Origin of the sequence: Chitinophaga cymbidii (assembly GCF_007992715.1) — a bacterium.
Taxonomy (GTDB): Bacteria; Bacteroidota; Bacteroidia; order Chitinophagales; family Chitinophagaceae; genus Chitinophaga; species Chitinophaga cymbidii.
On record NZ_BKAU01000001.1, the window covers coordinates 1,171,355 to 1,196,172 of the forward strand.

At 53.4% G+C, this 24,818-nt stretch carries 20 protein-coding genes; 15 read left to right on the forward strand and 5 right to left on the reverse strand.

Features of this window, described 5'->3' with window-relative positions; all coding sequences use genetic code 11:
• Positions 1–231: 231 nt before the first annotated feature.
• From gldA to CCY01nite_RS04595, 7 genes are all read left to right on the forward strand, one after another.
• Positions 232–1,131 carry a gliding motility-associated ABC transporter ATP-binding subunit GldA gene (gene gldA, locus CCY01nite_RS04570; protein WP_146858225.1) on the forward strand — a complete coding sequence of 300 codons (900 nt, stop codon included), beginning with the start codon at positions 232–234 and terminating at the stop codon, positions 1,129–1,131.
• A gap of 22 nt (positions 1,132–1,153) precedes the next feature.
• A complete protein-coding gene (gene eno, locus CCY01nite_RS04575; RefSeq protein WP_146858227.1) occupies positions 1,154–2,446 on the forward strand; it encodes a phosphopyruvate hydratase in 1,293 nt (430 codons plus the stop codon).
• A gap of 87 nt (positions 2,447–2,533) precedes the next feature.
• Entirely contained in the window at positions 2,534–2,842 is a 309-nt protein-coding gene (locus CCY01nite_RS04580) for an FtsB family cell division protein (protein WP_146858229.1), read from the forward strand.
• A gap of 229 nt (positions 2,843–3,071) precedes the next feature.
• A complete protein-coding gene (locus tag CCY01nite_RS26560) occupies positions 3,072–3,218 on the forward strand; it encodes a hypothetical protein (RefSeq protein ID WP_186830902.1) in 147 nt (48 codons plus the stop codon).
• 18 nt (positions 3,219–3,236) lie between these two features.
• On the forward strand, positions 3,237–3,881 hold the full coding sequence (gene nth / locus CCY01nite_RS04585) for an endonuclease III (RefSeq protein ID WP_146858231.1): 645 nt from the start codon (positions 3,237–3,239) through the stop codon (positions 3,879–3,881).
• Between the two features lie 40 nt (positions 3,882–3,921).
• A complete protein-coding gene (locus tag CCY01nite_RS04590; RefSeq protein ID WP_146858233.1) occupies positions 3,922–5,097 on the forward strand; it encodes a nucleoside permease in 1,176 nt (391 codons plus the stop codon).
• An 18-nt stretch (positions 5,098–5,115) separates the two neighbouring features.
• Positions 5,116–6,306, forward strand: coding sequence for a Gfo/Idh/MocA family protein (locus CCY01nite_RS04595; protein WP_146858235.1), 1,191 nt, complete (start codon positions 5,116–5,118; stop codon positions 6,304–6,306).
• A 118-nt stretch (positions 6,307–6,424) separates the two neighbouring features.
• Here CCY01nite_RS04595 and CCY01nite_RS04600 read toward each other — a convergent pair whose 3' ends face one another.
• Complete coding sequence (locus CCY01nite_RS04600; RefSeq protein ID WP_146858237.1) at positions 6,425–7,054, reverse strand: DUF6134 family protein; 630 nt, start codon at positions 7,052–7,054, stop codon at positions 6,425–6,427.
• An 83-nt stretch (positions 7,055–7,137) separates the two neighbouring features.
• On the reverse strand, positions 7,138–8,988 hold the full coding sequence (locus CCY01nite_RS04605) for a 2-oxoacid:acceptor oxidoreductase subunit alpha (RefSeq protein ID WP_146858239.1): 1,851 nt from the start codon (positions 8,986–8,988) through the stop codon (positions 7,138–7,140).
• Between the two features lie 499 nt (positions 8,989–9,487).
• On the opposite strand from CCY01nite_RS04605, the gene CCY01nite_RS04610 reads away from it, so the two are divergent.
• From CCY01nite_RS04610 to CCY01nite_RS04645, 8 genes are all read left to right on the forward strand, one after another.
• Positions 9,488–9,805, forward strand: a complete 318-nt coding sequence (locus CCY01nite_RS04610) for a carboxypeptidase-like regulatory domain-containing protein (protein ID WP_146858241.1) — start codon at positions 9,488–9,490, stop codon at positions 9,803–9,805.
• 344 nt (positions 9,806–10,149) lie between these two features.
• Positions 10,150–10,911, forward strand: coding sequence for a head GIN domain-containing protein (locus tag CCY01nite_RS04615; protein WP_146858243.1), 762 nt, complete (start codon positions 10,150–10,152; stop codon positions 10,909–10,911).
• Between the two features lie 83 nt (positions 10,912–10,994).
• Positions 10,995–11,531 (forward strand): RNA polymerase sigma factor, encoded by a 537-nt coding sequence (locus CCY01nite_RS04620; RefSeq protein ID WP_186830903.1) that lies wholly within the window; start codon positions 10,995–10,997, stop codon positions 11,529–11,531.
• 25 nt (positions 11,532–11,556) lie between these two features.
• Positions 11,557–12,531 (forward strand): FecR domain-containing protein, encoded by a 975-nt coding sequence (locus CCY01nite_RS04625; RefSeq protein WP_146858247.1) that lies wholly within the window; start codon positions 11,557–11,559, stop codon positions 12,529–12,531.
• A 305-nt stretch (positions 12,532–12,836) separates the two neighbouring features.
• Entirely contained in the window at positions 12,837–13,982 is a 1,146-nt protein-coding gene (locus tag CCY01nite_RS04630; RefSeq protein WP_146858249.1) for a FecR family protein, read from the forward strand.
• A 288-nt stretch (positions 13,983–14,270) separates the two neighbouring features.
• Positions 14,271–17,657, forward strand: coding sequence for a TonB-dependent receptor (locus CCY01nite_RS04635; protein ID WP_186830904.1), 3,387 nt, complete (start codon positions 14,271–14,273; stop codon positions 17,655–17,657).
• 9 nt (positions 17,658–17,666) lie between these two features.
• On the forward strand, positions 17,667–19,364 hold the full coding sequence (locus CCY01nite_RS04640; protein WP_146858253.1) for a RagB/SusD family nutrient uptake outer membrane protein: 1,698 nt from the start codon (positions 17,667–17,669) through the stop codon (positions 19,362–19,364).
• Positions 19,365–19,396: 32 nt separating this feature from the next.
• Positions 19,397–21,103: a DUF3863 domain-containing protein gene (locus CCY01nite_RS04645; protein WP_146858255.1), complete on the forward strand. Its 1,707-nt coding sequence runs from the start codon at positions 19,397–19,399 to the stop codon at positions 21,101–21,103.
• 99 nt (positions 21,104–21,202) lie between these two features.
• Here CCY01nite_RS04645 and CCY01nite_RS04650 read toward each other — a convergent pair whose 3' ends face one another.
• The 3 genes from CCY01nite_RS04650 to CCY01nite_RS04660 form a co-directional block, all read right to left on the reverse strand.
• Positions 21,203–21,790: an RNA polymerase sigma factor gene (locus CCY01nite_RS04650; protein WP_146858257.1), complete on the reverse strand. Its 588-nt coding sequence runs from the start codon at positions 21,788–21,790 to the stop codon at positions 21,203–21,205.
• Positions 21,791–21,917: 127 nt separating this feature from the next.
• Positions 21,918–23,267, reverse strand: coding sequence for a 2'-5' RNA ligase family protein (locus CCY01nite_RS26835; RefSeq protein WP_246129845.1), 1,350 nt, complete (start codon positions 23,265–23,267; stop codon positions 21,918–21,920).
• Positions 23,268–24,007: 740 nt separating this feature from the next.
• Positions 24,008–24,799 carry a TIGR00266 family protein gene (locus tag CCY01nite_RS04660; protein ID WP_146858261.1) on the reverse strand — a complete coding sequence of 264 codons (792 nt, stop codon included), beginning with the start codon at positions 24,797–24,799 and terminating at the stop codon, positions 24,008–24,010.
• Positions 24,800–24,818 lie beyond the last annotated feature (19 nt).

Here is a 24,818-nt window from a genome sequence, read left to right on the forward strand (position 1 = left end):
GAAAGCGTGTTAGCGGATCAAAAAACATGCCTTTCAGGTTAACATATATTTTAAATTGAAAGCTCCGCTGTTTTCTGTAATTTCCGGGCTGTAAATTTTATGTTCTTACTAATCATAACAACCTACAACTGTTCTTTTAATTTCAACCTACCCTGAAACTGGCGGGACCGGCCAAAACCCCGGTCCCGTTTTCACAATTTTCGCTTACTTTAGCCTCCGCAAAACCGATCCATGTCTATTCACGTTTCACATCTCACAAAGCACTATGGTCAGCAGAAAGCAGTGGACGACATCTCCTTTGAACTGGAGAAAGGCGGGATTGTGGGCTTTTTAGGTCCCAATGGCGCCGGCAAATCCACTACCATGAAGATCATCACCGGTTACCTGCCGCCAAGCGGGGGACAGGCCAGCGTTTGCGGATTTGATGTGGTGAAAGAGCCGATGGAAGTCAGGAAGCGCGTAGGATACCTCCCGGAGGCCAATCCGCTGTACCCGGACATGTACGTGCGGGAGTTCCTGGAATTCATGGCCGGCATGCATAAAATTAAGGCTCCGCAAAAGCGGATCAGTGAAATGATCGGGTTAACGGGACTCACCCCCGAGCAGCACAAGAAGATCGGGGCGCTCTCCAAAGGCTACAAACAGCGGGTGGGCCTGGCCCAGGCGCTGCTGCACGACCCCGAGGTGCTGATACTGGACGAGCCCACTTCCGGGCTTGACCCCAACCAGCTGGCCGAGATCAGGGCGCTGATCAAAAGCCTGGGGGAAAACAAGACCGTGATGCTGTCCACCCACATCATGCAGGAAGTAGAGGCGGTTTGCAGCCGGGTGATCATCATCAATAAAGGGACGATCATCGCGGACGATGCCATCAGCGCCCTGCAGAAGGGCTCCGGCGGCTACATCCAGGTGAGCTTCGGGGAAGCGGTCAGCCCCGCCGAGCTGGAAGCGCTGCCCGGCGTAACCCGTGCGGTGGCGGCGGAAGGCCATCAATGGCGGCTATATACGGCTGATGCGGAAACCGTAAGGAAAAACCTCCTGCAATTCGCTTTGATAAATAACCGGAACATCCTTTCTTTGCAGAGCAATTCCCATTCGCTCGAAGACGTGTTCAGGGAGCTGACAAACTAAAAAAACAAAAAAAATTTTACCCATGAGTATCATTTCAGAGATCCATGCCAGACAGATTTTAGACAGCCGTGGCAATCCGACGGTGGAAGTAGACGTAACCACGGAAGATGGCCACGTAGGCCGGGCCGCAGTGCCCTCAGGCGCTTCCACAGGCAAGCACGAAGCCGTTGAGCTGCGTGATGGCGACAAAGGCGCATACCTCGGAAAAGGCGTGATCAAAGCAGTAACCAATGTAAACGAAGTTATTGCTGATGAGCTGATCGGCTGGGATATCAGCGACCAGGCGGGCGTAGACAAGCTCCTGATCGATCTGGATGGTACTGAAAATAAAGGCAAACTGGGCGCCAACGCCACCCTCGCCGTGAGCATGGCAGTAGCCAAAGCAGCAGCAGAAGCCTTCGGCCTGCCCCTGTTCCGCTACCTCGGCGGCGTAAACGCCACCACGCTCCCCATTCCCCTGATGAACATCGTGAACGGCGGTGCGCATGCGGATAATAAAATCGACTTCCAGGAGTTCATGATCGTTCCGAACGGCGCTACCTCCTTCTCCGAAGGGCTCCGCTGGGGTGTGGAAGTGTTCCACCACCTGAAATCCGTTCTCAAAAAGAAAGGATACAGCACCAACGTAGGTGACGAAGGCGGTTTCGCTCCGGAGATCCAGAGCAATGAAGAAGCCATCGAAACCGTGCTGCAGGCCATCGAAGCAGCGGGATACAAAGCCGGCTCCCAGATCAATATCGCCCTGGATGCCGCCAGCAGCGAGATGTACGACGAAAAGACCAACTCCTACAAATTCTATAAAAGCTCCCAGAAGATCATCACTAGCGATGAAATGGTAGCTTACTGGACGGAGTGGGTGAACAAATATCCCATCGTTTCCATCGAGGACGGCATGGCTGAAGACGACTGGAACGGCTGGAAAAAACTGACAGACGCCATCGGCGCCAAAGTACAGCTCGTGGGTGACGACCTGTTCGTGACGAACGTAAAACGCCTGAAACAGGGCATCGACCAGAACATTGCCAACAGCATCCTGGTGAAAGTAAACCAGATCGGTACGGTGACCGAAACCATCAATGCCGTAAGCATGGCCCACAAAGCCGGTTATACTTCCATCATGAGCCACCGCTCTGGTGAAACAGAAGATACCACCATCGCGGACCTCGCGGTAGCGTTGAACTGCGGCCAGATCAAAACCGGCTCCGCCAGCCGTACAGACCGCATGGCGAAATACAACCAGCTGATCCGTATCGAAGAACTGCTGGACAGCAGCGCATATTATCCGGGAAATTCCGTTAAATTTGGTAAGAAGTAACAAGGTTATTTTTTACAGTGGTCAATATTCAAATCATTCCGGGTGCTGAACCTCCGTTCAGTACCCGGATCTTTAAAAAGCCATCGCATGAAGAAATTCAGAATACCCGCCATCCTGCGCAACAAATATGTAGTGAGCGGCGCTGCCTTCGTGATATGGCTGCTGTTCCTGGACCGCAATAATGTTTTCACCCAATACCAGCTGTACTCCGAAGTAAAGGAACAGGAAGCACAGAAAACCTTCTACAAAAAAGAAATAGCACGCACCCGCCAGGACCAGTACGAACTGCTGTCCAGCCCCGAAAAGCTGGAAAAATTCGCCCGGGAAAAATACCGCATGAAGAAAGACGATGAAGACCTGTTCATCATCCCCGACCCTACTCCCAATAAAGACTAATCAACTGATTATCAACAATATAACCCCGTCAACATTTTGTTAAAAAATTGCGCTTTCTAAAAAAAAGCTTTAAATTAACAATACCGTTCCGTCATTCTCCGTTATGTATGTGTTGATCTTGATAAACAAATTCCATTAAAAAACTAACAATCGCATGAGCAATTCTACACTCCCTTTTTCTACTGTTAACTGTACTGTGACGAACCCGGAAGGCAAAAAGACGACGACTATGCAAGAGAACACTGAATTGGCCAGGGAAGAACGCCAGCAAAACCTTTTTACCCTGCAGGCACTGGATACCGTGCAGTACGCCCCCCGCACCAGCACACTCATCGCTATTTTTGATTATGCCCAAAGCGTAAAAGAAGAGCACTAGTTTTACTATTTTGCAGGCATGACCAGGAAAGAGCGATTCCAGTACGTGATCGATTATTTCGAGCAGCACGCCCCCAATGCAGAAACCGAACTTCTTTACGACAATCCTTACCAGCTGCTGGTAGCCGTGATCCTGTCCGCCCAATGCACGGACAAACGGGTGAACATGACCACGCCCGCCATCTTTGCGCAGTACCCGGACGTGGAGGCGCTCAGCAAAGCCACGTTTGACGACCTTTTCCCGCTGATCCGCAGCATCAGCTATCCCAACAACAAAACAAAGCACCTCATTGGCATGGCCAACATGGTGATGGACGACTTCAACGGCGAAATACCCTCCAGCGTACCGGAGCTGATCAAGCTGCCCGGCGTCGGCCGCAAGACCGCCAATGTGATCACCAGCGTTATCTACCAGCAACCCAATATGGCGGTAGACACGCATGTGTTCCGTGTATCCGCGCGGCTGGGGCTCACCGTCAACGCCAAAACGCCGCTGCAAACAGAGCAGCAGCTCCTCAAATACATTCCCGAAGAAAAGGTGCATATCGCCCACCACTGGCTGATCCTGCACGGACGCTATATCTGCCTGGCGCGGAACCCCAAATGCGGGGAATGCGGCCTCCGGCCCATCTGCAAATACTATAAACAACTGGTGAAAGCCTGATCGTTTTTCATTATCTTGGAAAGCAGTAAACCCTTTCCACGTGAATAGCAACACCCGTCTTCATCTGTCTTTCATGATGTTCCTCGAGTATTTTATCTGGGGAGCATGGTATGTGACCATGAACACCTATATGGTCACCAATCTGAACGCATCCGGCAAGGAAGTGGGCTACGCCTACATGGCGCTGGCCATTGCCACGATGATATCGCCCTTTTTTGTAGGCATGATCGCGGACCGCTATTTTTCCGCGCAGAAGGTCATGGGCGTGCTGCACCTCGTGGGCGCCGCCACGCTGTACCTCGCCACGCAAACGTCGGACATCTACGTTTTCATTGCGCTGGTGCTGTTCTATTCCCTGCTTTATATGCCCACCATCGCGCTGAGCAACAGCGTGGCCTTCGGGCAGATGAGCGACCCCGGCAAGCAGTTCCCCCTGGTGCGGATGTTCGGAACGGTGGGCTGGATCGTGTCCGGCCTGCTGATCGGCTACCTGCTCATCGAAAAAACCGCCAACACCTTTTACATCGCCGCCGCGGCATCCGTGGCGCTTGGCATATACAGCTTCATGTTGCCGGACACGCCGCCGAAAGGAAAGAGCGAAACGTCCGCCATGGGCACCGAAGCATTCGTGCTGTTCCGGAACCGCTCTTATCTCGTTTTCTTTATTTCAGCAATACTGATCTGCATCCCCCTCAGCTTCTACTACGGGCTCGCCAACCTCTTCCTGAACGAGGCCGGCATGGAGAACGCGGCGGGAAAAATGATATACGGACAAGCCTCCGAAGCCATCTTCATCCTCGCCATTCCCCTGCTGCTGCGCCGCATTGGCGTGAAGAACATGCTGCTGCTGGGGATGACGGCCTGGGTGCTGCGGTATATCCTTTTTGCGTATGGGGACAGCGGCGCCAACATCTGGATGCTCTATGCCGGCATCATCCTGCATGGCGTCTGCTACGATTTCTTTTTTGTAACGGGATACATGTATACGGAAAACAGGGCGGGCGAAAAGATCAAAAGCGCCGCGCAGGGCCTGTTCACCTTCGCCACCTACGGCGTGGGCATGGTGATCGGCACACTGTTTTCGGGTTATGTGGCCGATTTTTATACCGAGAACGGCATCCGGCAATGGCAGCCCATCTGGATGGTGCCGGTATACATCGCCGCCGCCGTGATGCTGTACTTCGTGCTGGCCTTCCGCGATAAAAAACCTGTCTGAAAAAAAACATCAATCTATATGGCAAAAATTGCAATGCTTGGCTCCGGGTTCATCGGGCGATTTTATGCAGATTCCCTTCAGGGGCAAAGAAGCCGGGACAAGATCGTGAGCATCTACTCCCGCCGGGAGGAAAGCGCGAAAAAATTTGCGCAGGATTATAAATGCGATCACTGGACCACCAATATGGAAGAAGCGGTCAATCATCCGGATGTGGACATGGTTTGCATCTCCCTGCCCAACAATCTCCATGAAGCCGCTGTGCTGGCCTGCTGCAAGGCGGGTAAAGCCGTGATGTGCACCAAGCCGCTCGGCAGGAACGCGGAGGAAGCCAAACGTATGATGGAAGCCGTGGAGCAGGCCGGTATCTTCAACGGGTACCTGGAAGACCTGGTGTATACGCCCAAATTCCTCAAAGCCCTGCAGAGCGTGAAAAGCGGCGCGCTCGGCCGCATCCTCTGGGCCAAATCCCGGGAAACGCATCCTGGTCCGCATAGCGAATGGTTCTGGGACAAGGAACAGGCCGGCGGCGGTTGCATCCTGGACCTCGGCTGTCATTGCGTGGAGATCGCGCGGAACTTCATCGGGAAAGATATCCGGCCGGTGGAAGTGATGTGCTGGGCCGACACACAGGTAAAACCGATCGATGCGGAAGATCATGCCATTGGTCTTGTTAAATATGAGAATGGCGCCATCGGGCAGTTTGAAGTGAGCTGGACCTTCCGCGGCGGTCTCGATCTGCGGGACGAGGTGATGGGCTCCGAAGGCACCATCTGGCTCAACAGCTTCCTGCGCACGGGTTTCGACATGTTCACCACCGGCAAGGGCGCGGATTATGTGGCCGAGAAAGCGGAAACCACCACCGGCTGGCTGTTCCCTGTAGGCGACGAGCTGAACGAACTGGGCTACAATCACATGTTCGCGGATATGTTCAACGCCATGGAAGAAGGCCGCGAGGCCGCCGAAACCTTTTATGACGGCTACGTGGTGAACGCCGTGCTGGACGCTGCGTACAGGTCCGCCAAATCCAAACTCTGGGAGCCGGTGGAATTGCCCATCTGGCGCGGACAGGAAGGCGTCAGCAATGAAAAGGCATTGACCAGTTATGATGATCAACATTATCTCATCAAGGAGGAAACGACGCATTACGGCGCTACCAAGCTGATCCTGAAGGATAAAAAGACGGGGCAGATCATTGAGAAGGAATTATAATACAAATGGCGCTGTGATCCGGCGCCATTTTTTTTTTGCGCCCGCGGCAAACCGCGTAAGGAAGCTGGCATTACCATTATTTTTGCGGGCGCGGGCGAGCCGCCGCTGCAGAAAAATATTACGCCCCCTCGCGGGCCGTGAAGAACGCTTTGCCGAGGGCATGGGATATCTCCACCTCCTTCAGCTTCCCCTTTTCATACCGGTAATAGCTCCTTTTCCCGTCGGGCATCGTCAGCTCGTAACGTTTGTCCGCCGCCAGCTTCAGGGGAAGGAGAACGCCCAGCGTTTCTGAATACACCTGTCTGATCTCCCGCGGTTCGGTAAAGTAAAGGTCGCTGACGCAATAGGTGATCCGGGCATGGTGCAGGATGCTGCGTTCGCCCTTGCGGATAACGGTGTAGCCGTTCGCTGATTTTTCGGTGGAGGTTTCTTTACTGTCAGCGGAAGATTTTCCCTGGAGGCGCGTGGCTTTGGCGGCGTGCAGCACGTTGTGGCGGTATTCCGCAAAGATGTCCACTTCCATGCGGGACAGCAGCTTCATCTGCACGCGGCTTTTCAGGGTGATCCGGCGGGTGCTGCCGGTGGTTTCCTGCTTCGTTTCCAGCGTGCCGATGGCATTGTTCCCATAGCGGATGTCGTAAATACGGGTTTGTCCCGCCGCCCCGAGGGCTGTCAAGAGAGGGACCCATCCGCATAAAAGCAGCAGGAAGGTCCGTATGGCCGCGTATGGTTTGCAGATGCGGGACATGGCTTACGTATATCAATATACGAAAAACAAATGACGGAAATGCGGACAGCCACATTCCGTCATTGATATATTTCAAAACGATATTAAAGCATTTCCCTGATCCGGGCTACCAGCTCTCCTTTCGTGATAGGCACGCCCATGATCTTGTTATAGCCCTCCGCGGGAATGAGGAACTGGTCGCGGATGATCCTGATCAGCTGGCCGTTGTTGATCTCGGGGATCAGCACTTTATCATAGCTGTGAAGGATCCCGGCGAGGTTCTTCGGGAAGGGGCGCAGGTGGCGCAGGTGCGCATGCGCTACGGCATGGCCTTCCGCTACCAGTTCCAGCACCGCGCTTTTAATGGCGCCGTAGGTGGAACCCCATCCCAGCACCAGCACTTTCCCGGTTTCGGGACCTACCTCTATTTTCTGCGCGGGTATATGATCTGCGATCTTGTCTACTTTCTCCTGGCGGATCTTCACCATCAGCTGGTGGTTCTCGGGATCGTAGCTGACGTTGCCGGTGATATTCTGCTTTTCCAGCCCGCCGATGCGGTGCTCCAGTCCCGGTGTGCCCGGCACGGCCCAGGGGCGTACCAGGTTTTCGTCCCGCTCATACGGCAGGAAGTGTTCCTCGCCTTCTTCCAGCCCTTTCTTGAATTTTACGGGGATGGCCGGCAGGTCTTCGCTTTTCGGGAAGCGCCACGGCTCCGCGCCGTTGGCAATATACCCGTCGCTCAGGAAGATAACGGGCGTCATATGGTTGACCGCCATGCGGAAGGCTTCAAAGATGCCGTCAAAGCAATCGGAGGGCGTGGATGCGGAAACGATCGGCATCGGGCACTCCCCGTTGCGGCCGTAGTACGCCTGCAAAAGGTCTGATTGCTCCGTTTTGGTGGGCAGGCCGGTAGAGGGGCCGCCGCGCTGGATGTCTATTATTAATAATGGTATCTCGAGCATGACCGCCAGGCCCATGGCTTCGCTTTTCAGCGCCATACCGGGACCGGAGGTAGTGGTCGCTCCCATGTGGCCGCCGTAGGAGGCGCCGATGGCGGAGGCGATGCCCGCGATCTCGTCTTCCGCCTGGAAGGTGCGGATGCCGAAATTCTTGTGGCGGCTCAGCTCATGCAGGATGTCTGACGCCGGCGTAATGGGATAGGTACCGAGGAAGATCGGCAGGTCCGCCTTCTGGGAAGCGGCGATCAGGCCGTATGCCAGGGCGGTATTGCCGGTGATGCTGCGGTAGGTGCCGGGCTCCATGCGGGCCTTCTCAACCTTGAAGCGGGTGGAGAACGCCTCTACCGTGTCCGCGAAATTATAGCCGGCATGCAGGGCTTTCAGGTTACTGTCCAGTATCTCCTGCTTCTTGCCGAATTTCTCCCGGAGGAAGTTCTCGGTGCTGGCCATGTCCCGGTCGTACAGCCAGTACAGGAAGCCGAGCACGAACATGTTCTTGGCACGGTCCTTTTCCTTCATGCCCATGTTGATCTCTTTCAGCGCCTCACGGGTCATCTTGGTCACGTCCATGGTATGCAGCTGGTAATCGGTCAGGGAGCCGTCTTCCAGCGGGTTGATCCCTTCCGGATAGTTGGCCAGGCGGAGGTTCTTGGAATCGAAACCGTCCGTATTGGCAATGATGATACCGCCTTTCTTCAGCCCTTTCAGGTTGGCCTTGAGAGCGGCGGCGTTCATCGCTACCAGCACGTCGCAGGCGTCGCCGGGGGTGAAGATGCGGTTGGATGAGAAGTGAAGCTGGAAGCCGCTCACGCCGGGCAAAGTACCTTGCGGGGCGCGGATCTCGGCCGGGAAATCAGGGAAAGTACTCAGGTCATTGCCTATCAGGGCGGTATTGTTGGAAAACTGCGTACCCGTTAACTGCATCCCGTCTCCACTATCTCCTGCGAATTTTATTACGACATCCTCTATCTGTTGGATTGATGTATTATTGGACATTTACGTATTCTTTATAGTCTGTAAAATTATGAAATCACCGGATAACTTCCTGCTCGAAACGGGAAACAAAAGTACACAAACCTTGTAGACTTTTCCAAAATATCCTGAAACCCTCTCCTGTGGCCCATTCCACCACCCGCCAAAGGATTACAGCTGTTAGTTTGGCATAGTATTGGTTCCTACAGCCCGCTGCGGGAAAAAGTCCTGTTTCATCATCCAACGCCCTTTTACAACATCTACGGATATACGAAAAATGGATTTCAGGGGCCAATTTGAGGGTTGAATGTTAAAGATTCTTTAAAGAATTGTTAAAACGTAACACAAACGTGTTATAGGCACGGTAATTGCAAATTTCTATCTGAAGCCGGATAAAGGATCAAAAGGGTTCAGATGCGGTTCCGAAAATCCAGACAGATAAAACCTTAAAAATTATAAACTATTCTGAAAACCTTTACTTGAACCATTCTTTTTTTATTTAAACCTTTTAAAATTGTATGCTATGAAAAGAGCAAAATTAAGCCTGTTTGCATTGGCGGCCGTAGCTTTCGGCGCATTTGCCTTCAAAGGATTCGAAGGCGGTTCTATCTCCGGTAAAGTAGTTCCTGCTGATGGAGCAACTGAAGCATGGGCTGTTTCCGGAACAGACACATTGAAAACTGCGATCGCTGAAGGTGCATTTTCCTTCACTGATGCAAAAGCCGGTACTTACACCGTGATCGTTGATGCTAAAGAACCGTTCCAGGACGCAACTATCACCGACGTGAAAGTTGAGGACGGTAAAGCCACCGATCTCGGCGAAATCAAGTTAGCGCAATAGTTGGTTTTCATAGGGGTTAATCAAGCCGGGTCCCGCTTCTGCGGGATCCGGCTTTTTGTTTTGGGGCGGTTTGAGCGGAGCGGGGCCACCGCTTGCCGGGTCCGGCTTTTGTTTGGGCGTTTTTTGAGCAGTGCCGCTTGCAGCTACCAATTTTGTGTGTCCCGTATTCGTTCCGGCGTGGGAAGCATATTCATAAGCCGGTAGTTTACCTGGTGAAGGCATGACCGGCTTAGGCGGAAAAAGTTGCCGAAAAAATTGATGGGTTCCCCTTGGGGGTGCCCTTTTCTTTTTCCGTCATATTGGAAAGTCACCCATTGTGGCTTGCCCTAAAAAAGATTTACCCAATGAAACTGACAACTAAACAAACATTCATGGTTACCAACAGCGGGCTCGGACTGGGCCTGCTGCTTTGCCTGCTCGCTATTTTCGGCCTGATACTCAGCAGCTGCAGCCGCGAGAACGTTCACGGCTCTGGCCGTATTATCACAGAAGACCGGCCGGTAGTGCGGTTTGAGGACCTCGTACTGGAAGGCCCGCTGGAAGTTCATCTGAAACAGGACCAGCGCATCCCCGTAGTGCTGGAAGCGGAAGACAATGTGATGCGCCTGGTGGAAACCTTCGTGAACGGCACCACCCTTCACGTAAAGATCCGCAACGGCGTGAACCTGAAGAGCTTCCGCCCGATCCATGTATATGTGCAGAACGAACAATACCGCCGGATCATCTTCTCCGGCTCCGGCTCCCTGACCGTCAACGACACCATAGCCTCCACGCTTTTCAGCTATGAGATCAATGGCAGCGCGGATGCGCGCCTGAAGCTGGACGCCAATGAAATACGCATGATCGTGAACGGCTCCGGCAACATACAGCTGGAAGGAAAGGCGGGTGACTACAGCGCGGAAGTGAACGGCAGCGGCGATATTGATGCGCTCGGTCTGCAGGCGGACGAAGCCCGCATCCGGATCAGCGGCTCCGGCGAGCAGCGCATCTGGGTGCTCAGCCTCCTCGATGCCACGATCAACGGCAGCGGAAATATCAGATACAAAGGAACGCCCGGCACCGTGAACGCACAGGTCAACGGATCGGGAAAGCTCATCAAGCTATAGGAATCAACACCGTAATGAAAGCTACCGGAATACTGTCACCCCCCACAGCAACCATAACCGCCAGTAAAGGTTATTTTTGCACCATGCCCGAAAATGCACGGTTACAAAATTTGCTGCAGGAAGATGAGCGCCAGTTTATGGAGACGCTCTTTAAAACCTATTTCCCGCTGGTATGCAAGGCCATTTACCGTCTCGTGCAGGATATGGCCACGGCGGAAGACCTGGCCCAGGAGGTGTTCATCAAGATATGGAACCGCCGGGACCAGCTCAATGAGGTCTACTTTAAAGCCTACCTGCACCGTGCCGCCGTGAATATGGCCCTGGACCATATCGACAAGAACAAACGGCGCGGCGGGGCGCCAAAGGAGATCGGCCCGGACCAGGAAGCGCTGTCCGTTTCCGGCCCCGCGGTGCACCTGAAGGAAACGAAGGCCCGCATCCAGTCCGCCATCGATCAGCTGCCTGACAAATGCCGGGCCGTATTCATCATGAGCAGGTACGAAGAGATGAGCTATAAGGAAATTGCGCAGGCGCTCCGGATATCAGTAAAAACAGTCGAGAACCAGATGACTACCGCGTTAAAGAAATTGCGCGTATCACTAAAAGAATACCTGGAGTAGCAGGTAGCTATAAATTACTCAGAGCATGTTCAACAACGATCACATAGACGCCCTGATAGCCCGTGAAATAGAAGGGGAGATCACCGCCGCGGAGCGCGCGGAGCTGGAAGCCTGGCTGCAGGCGGATGAAGCCAACCGGGAATATTACGACGCGCTGCGCGAAACCTGGGACCTGGCCGGGGAAGCCCCCGATGCGCCCGAACCGGATGTAATGCTCAACTGGCAACGGTTCCGGCAAAAAATGGACGCACAGGTCATTCCCATGCGCACGGCCACGGCCCGCAAAAGCTGGTGGCGCCTCGCGGCTGCCGCCGTGGCGATCATCGCCGTAGCGGGACTTGCCTTTACCCTGTTTTCCGGTGGCGGCGCGACCGTTATCACCGCGGAAGCGGACAAAAAGGAGATCACCCTGCCTGACGGAAGCCGCGTATTCCTGAACCGCAACAGCCAGATCAGCTACCAGAAGGGTTTTGCAGCCAGTCACCGGAAAGTGGAGCTGGAAGGCGAAGCATTCTTTGATGTAGTGCCGGATGCCGCCAACCCCTTCATCGTTTCCGCCGGCGCTTCCCGGACGCAGGTGCTCGGCACCTCATTCGTGATCAAGGCATATGAGCACAAGACCATTCAGCTGAACGTAGTCACCGGTAAGGTAGCCTTCTCCGGACAGCAGGGCCATAAAGATCCCCTGGTGCTCACCGCCGGCAACGCCGCCATCCTGCAGAACAGAGAGCCCCGGCGGATACAGGACGGCGATCCCAATTTTATGGCATGGAAAGAAAACCGGCTGCATTTTTCCAACATCCCCCTGAACAACACCCTCAGCACCGTGGAAGAATACTTCTCCGTCCGTTTCATCGTGGACGATCCTTCCATACTAACGCTTACCTACACCGGCACCTTCGACCACCCGACCCTGCGGGAAGTGCTGGACGTGATCGGCACAGCAGCGCATGTGACATTTACGGAAGAAGAAAAAGGCGTATACAGGATCAGCCGGTAACCATTCTTATAACCGGCAGCGGCAATGCCTATCATAACGTCATTTACAAGCCGTTCTTTTTGTTTACGCAGACAAAAAGAGCGGCTTTTTTGACGTCCGGCATCCTGCTCCATCCTGCTCCGGCCTCCCAACCTGAACAACAAAAATCCCCCTCAAACCCTTTACAGACAAGCATTTCAAAACATCAACGCCACTCCCGCCGAAAAACATCTTCCCGCTTCACCCGCATTTCCGGGTAACGGCTGCACTGCTGCCGAACGTCTTTTTTATAGGATGTCCAATATCATCATCAAGATATAAATGCCATGAATGCAGATCGACTGAAATACCTGTTGGAACGCTACCGCAATGGTGAATGCGATGACGCTGAAATGGCGGAGATCAACGAATGGTATCACTCCCTGAACTACGACCCCGCCGGTTTTTCCAGATGGCTGGAAGAAGAAAGCGGCGACAAAGAGCTGGCCGGTAAGCTATATACCAATTTCCGCGGCAAGGCAACTCCCGCAAGAGAAAGGCGCCGCATCTGGCAGGCCGCGGCGATCGTCCTCATCCTGGCAGGCAGCACCCTGCTTTTCAGGAAATACTTCCTCCCCTCCAATCATCAAAACGATACCACGCAAACCGCCGTCATCACGCCCGGCAAGAACAAAGCAGTACTTACTTTGGCAGACGGCTCACAGATCACGCTGGATGATGCGTCCTCCGGCAAGCTCGCCAGCCAGCAGGGCCTGAACGTAATAAAGGCCGCCAACGGCCAGCTGATATACGATTTCTCTATGAACGGAGCGGGCGATCAGCAACCGGCAGCATTCAACACGCTTTACACGCCCAAGGGCGGACAATACCAGGTAACCTTGCCGGACGGTACGAAGGTCTGGCTCAACTCCGATTCAAAACTGAACTTCCCCGTGGCCTTCCGCGGAAAAGAACGCAAGGTGACACTCACGGGAGAAGCTTACTTTGAAGTGAGCCATATGAAAAACAATCCATTCATCGTCACCACCGCCAACCAGTCCATAGAAGTGCTCGGCACGCACTTCAATGTGAACAGCTATGCGGATGAACAGACGATCAGCACTACGCTGCTGGAAGGAAGCGTAAGGGTCAGCAACCTGTTCACAAAAAACGCGCAGACGCTAAAGCCCGGCCAGCAATCGAACCTTTCCCGGCATACCGGTGACATAGCAGTGAAAAATGTGCATGCGGAAGAAGTGATAGCATGGAAGAACGGCTACTTCCTGTTCGATAACCAGGACCTGCCGGCCATTCTGAGAACAGTCAGCAGATGGTATGATGTGGAGATAGAGTTTCAATACACCGGCAAATATGAAAGGTTCGGCGGCACGTTCTCCCGTTCATCCGGACTGCGTGACATCCTGAACAACCTGGAAGAACTTGGAAATGTACACTTTTCAATAGATCAGCGAAAGATCATCGTAACGAAATAACCACGTATGCGTTGAATCTCCGGTCAGCCAGCACAGGCATGGGGTTCAACATTGCCAGATAACCTAAAAAAAGGAGGTGCCTATTCGGAAAATTTTATCGTAACAACCAAAATTACCAAAACCAAGGACGTTGGAACCGTCCCTGGTCTTTTGCGATTGCTGACGCAGGTAATAAATAATTTAAGGACTAAATTATCTATTAACATTAATCTCATTCAAATGTACAAAAAATTCACTGAATTGTTTTTCAGGTGGGATACGTATGCGCTTGCCAGATTATTCCTAAAAATGAAACTGATATTCTTCTTATTAACTGTCACGTTTTTACAGGTAAGGGCTGAAAGTTACGCGCAGAAAGTAACGATATCTGTAGATAACGCCCCTTTGTCCGAAGTGATCGCCAAGCTCCGGAAGCAAACCAGCTTTGACTTTCTCTATAACAACGCCACCCTGAAAAACGCCAGGCCGATCACCATCCACGCGAAAGACATGCACATCATGCGGCTGCTGGACAGTTGCTTCAAAGACCAGCCATTTGAATACAAGGTCAGGAACAATACCATCCTGATCGTGGAGAAGTTTGTGACAAGAGAATTTCCGCTTGCGGTGGCCGCAACACAACGGCAATCATTGAAAGGTGTGGTGAAAGATACCGCCACCGGGGAACCGCTGATCGGTGTTTCCGTAGGCGTGGAAGGCACTTCCACGGGCGCCAGCACGGATGCGGACGGCGCTTTCTCGCTGAACCTGCCGGGACCATCGGCCATACTGGTGGTATCCTACATCGGGTACGAAACGAAAAGGATCGCAGTATCCGGCCAGACATCCATTGAAATACTCCTGAAGAAAGCCAATACAAAACTCGATGAAGTGATCGTAGTGGGCTATGGCACGCGCGCCAAAGGCGCGGTGACCGGCGCGATCTCTTCCGTGAAATCGGAAGTCTTCGAGAACCGCCCGCTGAACAACAGCTACGATGCGCTGCAGGGCGCCATGCCCGGCGTTACCATCACCCGCGCCAGCGGGCAGCCCGGCAACCAGGGATATACCCTGCAAACACGCGGCTACTCATCCATCAACGGCAACGCCCCGCTGGTCATGATCGATGGCGTTCCCGGCGACCTGAACGTGATCAATCCCGGCGACGTTGCGGAGATCACCGTGCTGAAAGACGCCGCCGCTTCCATTTACGGCGCGAGAGCGGCGGACGGCGTGATCCTCGTCACCACCAAAAAAGGCCGGAAAGGCCCGCCTACCGTAACATACACGCTCAACTACGGCATCAAAAAACCAACTTATCTGCGGAAGGTCACCAACACGCTTCAGTTTGCGGAAATGATGGATGAAGGATTGCGCACAGTCGGACAAGCCGGCTTCCACGATTCCGTTTTTCAGAAGATCAAGGCCAACGCGCCGGTAGACCTGAACGGCGGATGGAACTACGGCGTTACCAACTATCCCGGCTTCTACGGGTATACGGACTGGAACAAAGAGATCTACAAAAGCGCCAGCCAGCAGATTCATAATATTTCCGTATCCGGCGGCGGCGATTATAACAGCTATCTTTTCTCGCTCGGCTACAACCGCGATAACGGCATCCTGCGTTTCGGGGAAAATAATATGGACCGCTATAACATGCGGCTGAATTACGATTTCAGGCTGCTGGAAGGATTGACAGTGGAAACCCGCACCAGCTTTGAGAACCAGGTCACGCGCGAGCCCAGCAACCTCAGCAACGCGCTGACCAATGTTCCGCGGCAGTTCCCTTATCAGCCGGTATTCAATCCCCAAGGCCAGTTCTACGGATACCAGGGATATGAAAACCCCGCACAGACGCTCGCGGAAACAGGTAACCGGAACATCAATTATTCAAGGTTCACCACCAACCTGAAGATCGACTATACCGTGCTGGAAGGATTGAAGCTGACGGGGCAGGCCGCTGTAAAACTGGATTACTACAACGATCACGCGAACTACCGCACCTTCACACGGTGGAACTATGCCGGCGGCGTGCAGGACGTAAGACAGAATCCCAACTCCGCGTACTACCGGAATACAAAGAGCCTGAACAAATTATACCAGGTATATTTCGATTACACCAAACGGTTCGGGCCGGACCACGGCATCAACCTCATGGGCGGCACCTCCCTGGAACAAAACAATTCCTCCGGCCAGACAACGTGGGGATACAACTTCCTGAGCAACGACATCTTCACGCTTAACCTGGCGGACCGTACCAAAACAGCGTATGCGAACTTCACCGGCAGCCTCGCCAATTCCGCGCTGGCCTCCTACTTCGGCCGGTTCAGCTATGACTATAAAGAAAAGATCATCCTCGATGTTTCCGCGCGGATAGACGGCAGCTCCAAATTTGCACCGCATAAACGCTGGAGCGCCGCATTCCCTTCCGCAGCGCTGGCCTACAACCTCTCGCGCGAACCGTTCATCGAATCCACACAACTATTTGATCTGCTGAAGCTGCGGGCTTCATGGGGAAAAATGGGCAACCAGGAAATTCCTTCCCTCGGCCTGTTCGACTACATCCCGCTGGTATCCATCGGCGGCAACTACCCCATCGGATCACCCAATGCCGGCCTCACCGGTGCGAACTCAAACCCTGCTTCGGCGGACAGAACATGGGAAACGGTGGAAAACCGCAACATCGGTATCGACGTGGCCGTGCTGCAATCGCGCCTCTCGTTCTCCTTTGATTATTTTAACAAGATCAATGACGACATGCTGGTGGCAGTGGCCGTACCAGCCACCTACGGCGGCACAGCACCTACTTCCAACCAGGGCAAGCTCAACACCCGCGGCTTCGAAGCGTCGCTTACCTGGAAAGACCAGGTCAATGACTTCCGCTATTCCGTCAACCTCCAGCTGAGCGACAGCAAGACGAAGCTCGTGGAGCTGAAGAACAGCGACAACTACTCCGAAGGGCTCAACTTCGTGCGGCAGGGATATTCCATCTATTCCTACTTTGGATATGAATACGCCGGCATCATCAGAACACAAAAAGAACTGGACGAATACAAAAAGCTGGAAAACATCCCCGCCAGGATCGGCATCGGCGATGTGATGTATAAAGACCTGGACGGTGACGGCAAGCTGACCGCCTTCGGTGACAAGACCAAAGGTCTTGCCGGTGACATGAAATACCTCGGCAACCTCCTTCCGCGTTATACCTTTTCTTCGAACATCAACATCGGCTGGAAAAACCTGGACCTGACCATATTCCTGCAAGGCGTAGGCAAACGCAACATTCAGTATGGCGGCAACATCAGCACGCCCAACACTTTCTTCTGGCCTTCACTCGAATATTATTACAACAACACCTGGAGCCCCGAAAGGCCGGACGCGAAATATCCGCGCTACATTCCCGGCAACCTCGGATATGATGATATCAGGAACTACAATTACCGCACCTCCGCGCTCACCATGCAGAACATGGCTTATCTGCGCTTCAAGGTGATCACGCTGGGATACGACCTCCCGCGGGAAGTAGCGCGGAAGATCAGGATGAAGAGCGCAAGGGTATACCTCAGCGGGCAGGACCTGTTCACCATCTCCCGGGGTACGCTCGGGAACAACTTTGACCCGGAAGACGGTTTCCGGAACGAAGGGACCTATCCTTTCACCAAGATCTACGCTGTGGGCCTGAATGTTAAATTTTAATTCAAACACATGAAACTGACAAATCTTATCCATCATAAAAACGTGCGCAGATCGCTGGCGCTATGCCTTGCACTGCTTGCATATACCGGCTGCCAGCGGGAGCTGGACCTTGTTTCCGAAGACAACATCACTGATGCGATCTTCTGGAAAACACCGAATGATTTCAAGCTGGGCGCGAATAATCTTTATAACGGGCTGGACCGGTTCGGGTTTGAGGATACGGAGTCCGATATTGCTTTCAACGCCCCGAACTCCGTGAGCAACGGCACTTACCAGCCAACGGAAACTTCCGGCCAGTGGACGGACAGCTACAACAACATCCGCTCCGCCAACAACGTGATCGAAAAAGGCGCCGGCAATACGGATGCGCTGATCAAACGGTATGTGGCGGAAGCCCGCTTCTTCCGGGCATGGTATTACTACAAACTGATGCGTGTGTTCGGCGGCGTACCGCTGATCACCAAAGTGCTCAACACCGGCGATCCCGAGCTTTTCACGCCCCGCTCCACCCGCACCGAAACCGTGGATTTCATCCTGCAGGACCTCGCGGATGCCAGTGTGGATTTGCCGCAGCAGGGAGAGCTGGAAGCCGGCGACATTGGCCGCATTACCCGTGGCGCGGCGCTGGCGCTCACGGCCAGGATAGCTTTGTTTGAAGGCACCTGGCAGAAATTCCACGGAGAAGCCAACGCCAACAAATACCTGGACGCCGCGATCACCGCCGCCAACACCGTGATGAACAGCGGGCAATACGGCCTGTATACCGGCAGCGGCGCGCAAAGCTACCGCTACCTCTTCCTGGAGCCCGGCGACGATTCCCGCGAATCCATCCTGGACCGGCGCTACGCCCGCAACATTCTCGGGCACGACATGCCTTATGCATATGATCAGTCCGGCTACAACCCCACGCGCAAGCTGGCGGACATGTACCTGGACAATACCGGGCTGCCCATCACGCACGCCGGCAGCGTGTTCCAGGGATATGCCACCTTTTCGTCGGAGTTCGTGGACAGGGACCCGCGCATGACCATGACCATGATCATCCCCGGCACGCTCACAAATCGTGTATTCAACCCCGTTACCAAGGTGGCGAACTGGCCGGACAAGCCGCAGCGCAACTTCAACACCGGCTACATCCTGTACAAGTACATGTCCGAAGACCCGGTAGCCAACAACTCCGGCCGCATGGGCGATGCCAGCCTTTTTGATTTCGACCGGCACCTGATCCGCTACGCGGAGATACTGCTGATATTTGCCGAAGCCACTTACGAAAGAACAGGCGCCATCGCGGACGCAGACCTGAACAGGTCCATCAACATCATACGCGACCGCGTGAACATGCCCCACCTGACCAACACGTTTGTGAATACCAATGGTCTGAACATGCGCGAGGAGATCCGGCGGGAAAGGACCATAGAACTGGCGCTGGAAGGGTTCCGGTATGATGACCTGCGCCGCTGGAAAACAGCGGAAACAGTATTACCGCAGGATGTGAAAGGCATCAAGATAAAAGGAACAGACTGGGAAACAAGAGCGCCGTACAACGATCCCGTATATCAGAACAGGGTAGATGCCAACGGCTTCCTCATCGCGGAATCCAACCGGATGTTCGATCCCGCCAAACATTACTGGCAGCCGCTGCCCACAAAAGAAGTGGCGTTTTACCTGGCGAGCGGATATTCGCTGCCGCAAAACCCGGAATGGTAATTCCATCGACCAGAAACAACAAGCAAAAACATATGAATAGACGAGTAAGAAGCACTGTACAGGCAGGAAGAATGGTTACGGGGATCATGTGCATGATGATGCTTTTCCCCTTCACCGGGAAAACCGCGCTCCGCATTGCTGCCGGGAAAGCCGGCGACGGCCCGAAGATCGTGAACATCGTGAACTTCATCCGCCTGCTGGAACCGCGTGATGAAAAGATCACGCAGGATGTGCTGTACCAGACCGTTGTGAAGCAAACGGAGATCATGCAGCAATATGATCTCGGCGGTACGTTCCTCCTGCAATATGACGCGCTGATGGACACCCGGTATCAGCAGTTGCTGAAAAGCCTGCCGCGTGAAAAATATGAAATAGGCGCCTGGTGGGAACTGCCGCAGCCGCTGGTGGAAAAAGCGGGATTCAGATGGAGAGGGCGCTATCCCTGGGACTGGCATGCGGACGTGGGGTTTTCCACCGGCTATACACCGGAGGAACGCGAAAAGCTGGTGGACGTTTACATGGCGGATTTCAAGGCGGTATTCGGCTATTACCCGCGCTCCGTGGCTTCCTGGTTCATAGACGCGCACACGCTGAACTATATGTACGATAAATACGGCATTGTGGCGTCCGCCAACTGTAAAGATCAATATGGCACAGATGGCTACACCTTGTGGGGCGGCTACTGGAACCAGGCGTACTATCCCAGCAGGATCAATTCCTACATGCCGGCGCAGCATGCAAAAAACCAACTGCCCGTGCCCATCTTCAGGATGCTGGGCAGCGATCCCATCCGGCAGTACGACCTGCATCTTGGCGCCAGAAGGCAAGGCGTGATCACGCTGGAACCGGTGTATCCGAGAGCAGGCGGCGACTCTACGTGGGTGCACTGGTTCATGCGGGAATTTGTGGAAGGCGCTTCACTGGCGTTCAACTACACGCAAGCGGGGCAGGAGAACTCCTTCACCTGGAAAGAAATGGAGAAAGGCTTCCTCATCCAGATGCCGCTGATCGCGCAGCTGCGCAATGAAGGGAAGATCAGGGTGGAAACGCTGGAAGCCTCCGGCAAATGGTTCAAAGAAAAATTCCCCGTAACGCCCGCCACCGCGTTCACGGTGAACAACGACCTGCCCGGCAGCGATCTCAAAACGGTATGGTTCAACAGCCGCTTCTACCGGCTCAACCTCCTCTGGGAAAACGGGCAGCTGCGCATCCGCGACGTGCACCTGTTCGATGAAAAACTTCCATCTATTTACACTACGCAAAAAGCCACTTCCAACGAATGCGTTTTTCTCACGCTGCCGTTTGTAGACGGTTACCTGTGGAGTAAGAAAGACCACTATGCCGGCATGCGCTTCAAAGCACTGGTGAATGGAAAGGAAGAGATCATCCAGGGCGGCGATCCGGTGATCACCGAACCGGCCGCCGGAAAGCTGCATGTATCCTGGCCGTTGAAAAACATCGGTGGAAGTTTTGAAATGGACATCACGGAAAAAACGATGAAAGTGCAGCTGAAAGGGAACCGGCAGAAAGTGAACTGGTTCCTGGATATGACAACGGCCGGCAATGCCGCGCTGCCGTTCCGGAATATCCGGACAGACCGCATCGAATGCGAATCCGAAGGTCTGCCGTATGCCGTGAAAGCGGTGAAAGGAAAATTTTCCGCGCCGGGAGAAGGCATTGTATTCAGAGCCTCCCCGCGGTCGAATGTGATATCGCTGGATTTTTCCAATGGTAATTAAACGACCGGAGGAAGACCCGGATTATAAATTAATAATACCCCCGGGAACGTCCATCCCCGGAATAAAAAAGCCCGGTCAGATCGCTGGCCGGGATTTTTTTTATTGCAGATGCTCGTATAACATGATGATCAGCAGCATGATGCTCTTTTCATAATACAGCAGGTTGCCCCGCAGTATCCGGAGTGCTTTGCGCATATGCTGCTCCACAGTATTCTCCGAAATCCCCAGCTGCAGGGCGATCTCCTTATTGGAAAGATGCTTTTGCCGGCTCAGCCTGAATACTTTCCCGCATTGCGGCGGCAGCTTTTCAATTTCCGATTCCAGCTTTTTTTCCAGGTCTCTTGTTTCTATCTGGAAGTAGGGAGAATTGTCTTCTTCTTCAAAACGCAGGTTGACCTGCTGCACATATTTTTTCTGCACTACATCGCGGCGGTAAGCATCCAGTATTTTGTTCTTGAGCGTAACGTAAAGGTAGGCGAATAGTGAAGTGATGGTATTGGCGGAATTTTTATTCCGGAGCAGCGTGATGAAAACTTCCTGTACGATGTCTTCTGCAATATCCCGCTCCCCGACTTTGCGATAAGCAATGGACAGTAACTGGACAGCGTATCTTTTATAGATCACTTCAAATGCCAGTTCTTCTCCCTTTTGCCATAAAAGGATCAGTTCTAAATCGCTAAGTTCCATTTATGAATATATAAAAGTACATCGGGAAACACCTCAACAAATATAAAGAACATGCCGGAACGTATATGCAAAAAAAATTCCGGACCCATCTGCAGGGTCCGGAATTATTATTTTCCATCGTTCATTCTCAGGCGCCGCCCAGTTTGCATTTCTGCAGTACTTCCCATGATTTGCCGTTGTGGCGGAGGAAGTAAAGGTTGTTCACTTTGAATGAAGCGGTGTATTCCTTGTTCTCGTATTCCGGCCATGCCTTTTCGAACTGTGCGTCGTCGAGGTCTTTAAAGGCTACGGTTACGTGTGGCGTGAAGCCTGTGCGGGCAAGCATGGTGCTGAAGCCGAATTCCTTCCGGAGGAAGTTGATCAGCTGGCGGTGCATGGCGCTCATGGTTTCACTTTTCTCCACGTTGATGAACAGCACGCGGTTCTGCTTGTTCGGGAAAGTGCCGAATCCGTTCAGGGACACTTCAAAAGGCGCCTGTGTTTTGGCAAATTCCGTCAGCTCTTCGCAGAAAGCTCTTTCGAGGCTCGGGTCTGCGGTGAAAGGCACCTGCAGCGTAATGTGCGGGAGTACTTTCAAAGCGTAGGTAGGACCGTACTGCTCTGCGAAGTCCTGTTTTATTTTGATGATCTCTTTACCTACTTCAGCTGTGGGCAGAAGGGCGATAAAGTAGATCTTGTTATCCACTTTAGGAGGACGGTTGAAGTTCCGGGGACCGCCCTGGCCACGGCCTTGTCCGCCGCCGCGGTTGAATCCGCCGCCACCGCCGCCACGGTTGTAGCCACCGCCACCACCGCCGCGATTGTAGCCGCCACCACCGCCACCGCGGTTGTAGCCTCCGCCGCCGCGGTCGTAACCACCGCCACCGCGATCATAGCCGCCTCCGCCGCCACGGTCGTATCCACCGCCGCGATCATAGCCGCCACCGCCACGGTTGTAACCACCGCCGCCGCGATCATAACCGCCGCCACCGCCACGGTCGTATCCGCCGCCGCGGTCATAGCCGCCACCGCCACGGTTGTAACCACCGCCACCATCACGGTCGCGGTAACCGCCGCCGCCGTATCCACCGCCGTCGCCACGGTCGCGGTTGTAACCGCCACCATCGCGATCACGATAGCCGCCGCCATCACGGTCACGGTAACCACCTTCATTGCGGGGAGGATATCCGCCGCCTTCGCGGTTGTAAGTGCCTTCACGGTTGAAGTTGCCATCACCGCCTCTCGGGGTGTAGCCTTCGCCACGGGGAGTGTAACCACCTTCCCTGCGGGGCGTGTAGCCTCCTTCTCGCGGTGTGTAACCACCTTCGCCGCGGGGAGTATAGCCGCCTTCGCTACGGGGAGTGAAAGGTCTTTCGCCGTCTTTGCCAAATTCGGGTTTCTTGAATTCACCTCCTTCCTGGTCTTGGTTGGGTTCTTGTTGATCTCTGTTGTAGCCAGGAGAATACTTTCGGGGGCGTTCGTTTCTCTCAAAATTCATCTTACTTAATTAAGCGTTTGAAGCAATTTTTCAATGATTTCATGAAAATGAAATTCACCTACTTGTTTAGGTTTTATATTACTAGGGTGCCGGTCACCCGCATAACGTCGGGACAAATTCTATTATTTCCATACAGGAATACCGGCTTCCGTTTCAATAAAAATTTAATTTTCTCTATCTGTTTTTTTTCTCGGAACAGCAAAGATAATTGAGTGCCGCTTGCATTACAATTTTTTCGCGGAAATTTTACAAATTATTCCTTTCAGCCGCTTCGACAGGAATTTCAAGGTAGTTTGGTTAACCGGATATGATCCTGAAAACTTGGCATGCCTACACAATTGCGTTGCTGGAATGCTGTCAGGGCTACCATTAGAAGACCTGGTTATATTTTTGCCTTGGATTCACCTGAATTGAACATGAGTAAGTTTTTCAATCTTATTCATAGCACCAGGGTCTTGTTTCAATCTGCGCCAGTTTTTATTTTTTTACTGTAGTGGCACCCATACAGTGCCAGCCGCTCTTTCTGATTGTAATATACAAAATAATCTGGTGTATCTGGTCAAGCCTCCGGGCAATATTAAGACAATACTACCATTCTGTTCGTTAATAATTTGCAAAAAAAGGATAAACGGGCATCTTTTTTTACAAAAATACGGGCTGTCATTGTTATCAGGCTGCGGGCAACAACCATTCATATTGCCCGCAGCCTGTTTCTAATTTACTGTATTTCAATGTTTTCATTAACGGCCGTCGCCGTCCAGCAGGTTGCCCAGTCCACCCAGGATACTGCCTTCTTCCTTGCGCGCACCGGTGCCGTAGGCCAGCACCCGGCTCGCCAGGCGGCTGATCGGCAGGCTTTGCAGCCATACCTTGCCCGGCCCCCGCAGCACAGCGAAGAACAACCCCTCGCCACCGAACACCATGTTCCGGATACCGCGCACAAACTCCACATCAAAATCCACCTGCTGCGTGTAAGCTACCACACAACCGGTATCTACTTTCAATATTTCCCCCGGCTGCAATTCCTTTTCCACCACCAGGCCACCGGCATGCACAAAGGCCAGCCCGTCGCCTTCCAGCTTCTGCATGATGAAACCTTCACCGCCGAAAATACCGGTGCCAAGGCGGCGCTGGAATTCAATGCCCACATTCACGCCGCGCGCCGCGCAGAGGAACGCATCTTTCTGACAGATCACCTTGCCGCCAAGCAGGCTCAGGTCCATCGGGATGATCTTGCCGGGATAAGGTGCCGCGAAGCTCACGCGCTTCTTGCCGTGCCCCACGTTCGTAAATGCGGTGATGAAAAGGCTTTCGCCGGTGATCAGGCGCTTGCCGGCGGACATGAGCTTGCCGAAAATACCCTGCTGCCGCCCGGAGCCATCGCCAAAAAGGGTTTCCATCCTGATGTCCGCATCCATCATCATAAAGCTTCCGCTTTCCGCTACCGCGCTCTCCTGCGGGTCCAGTTCTATTTCTACGATCTGCATCTCCTCACCGTGTATACGGTAGTCGATCTCATGGTTTCTAAGCATAGTTGTTTCTTATAAAAAA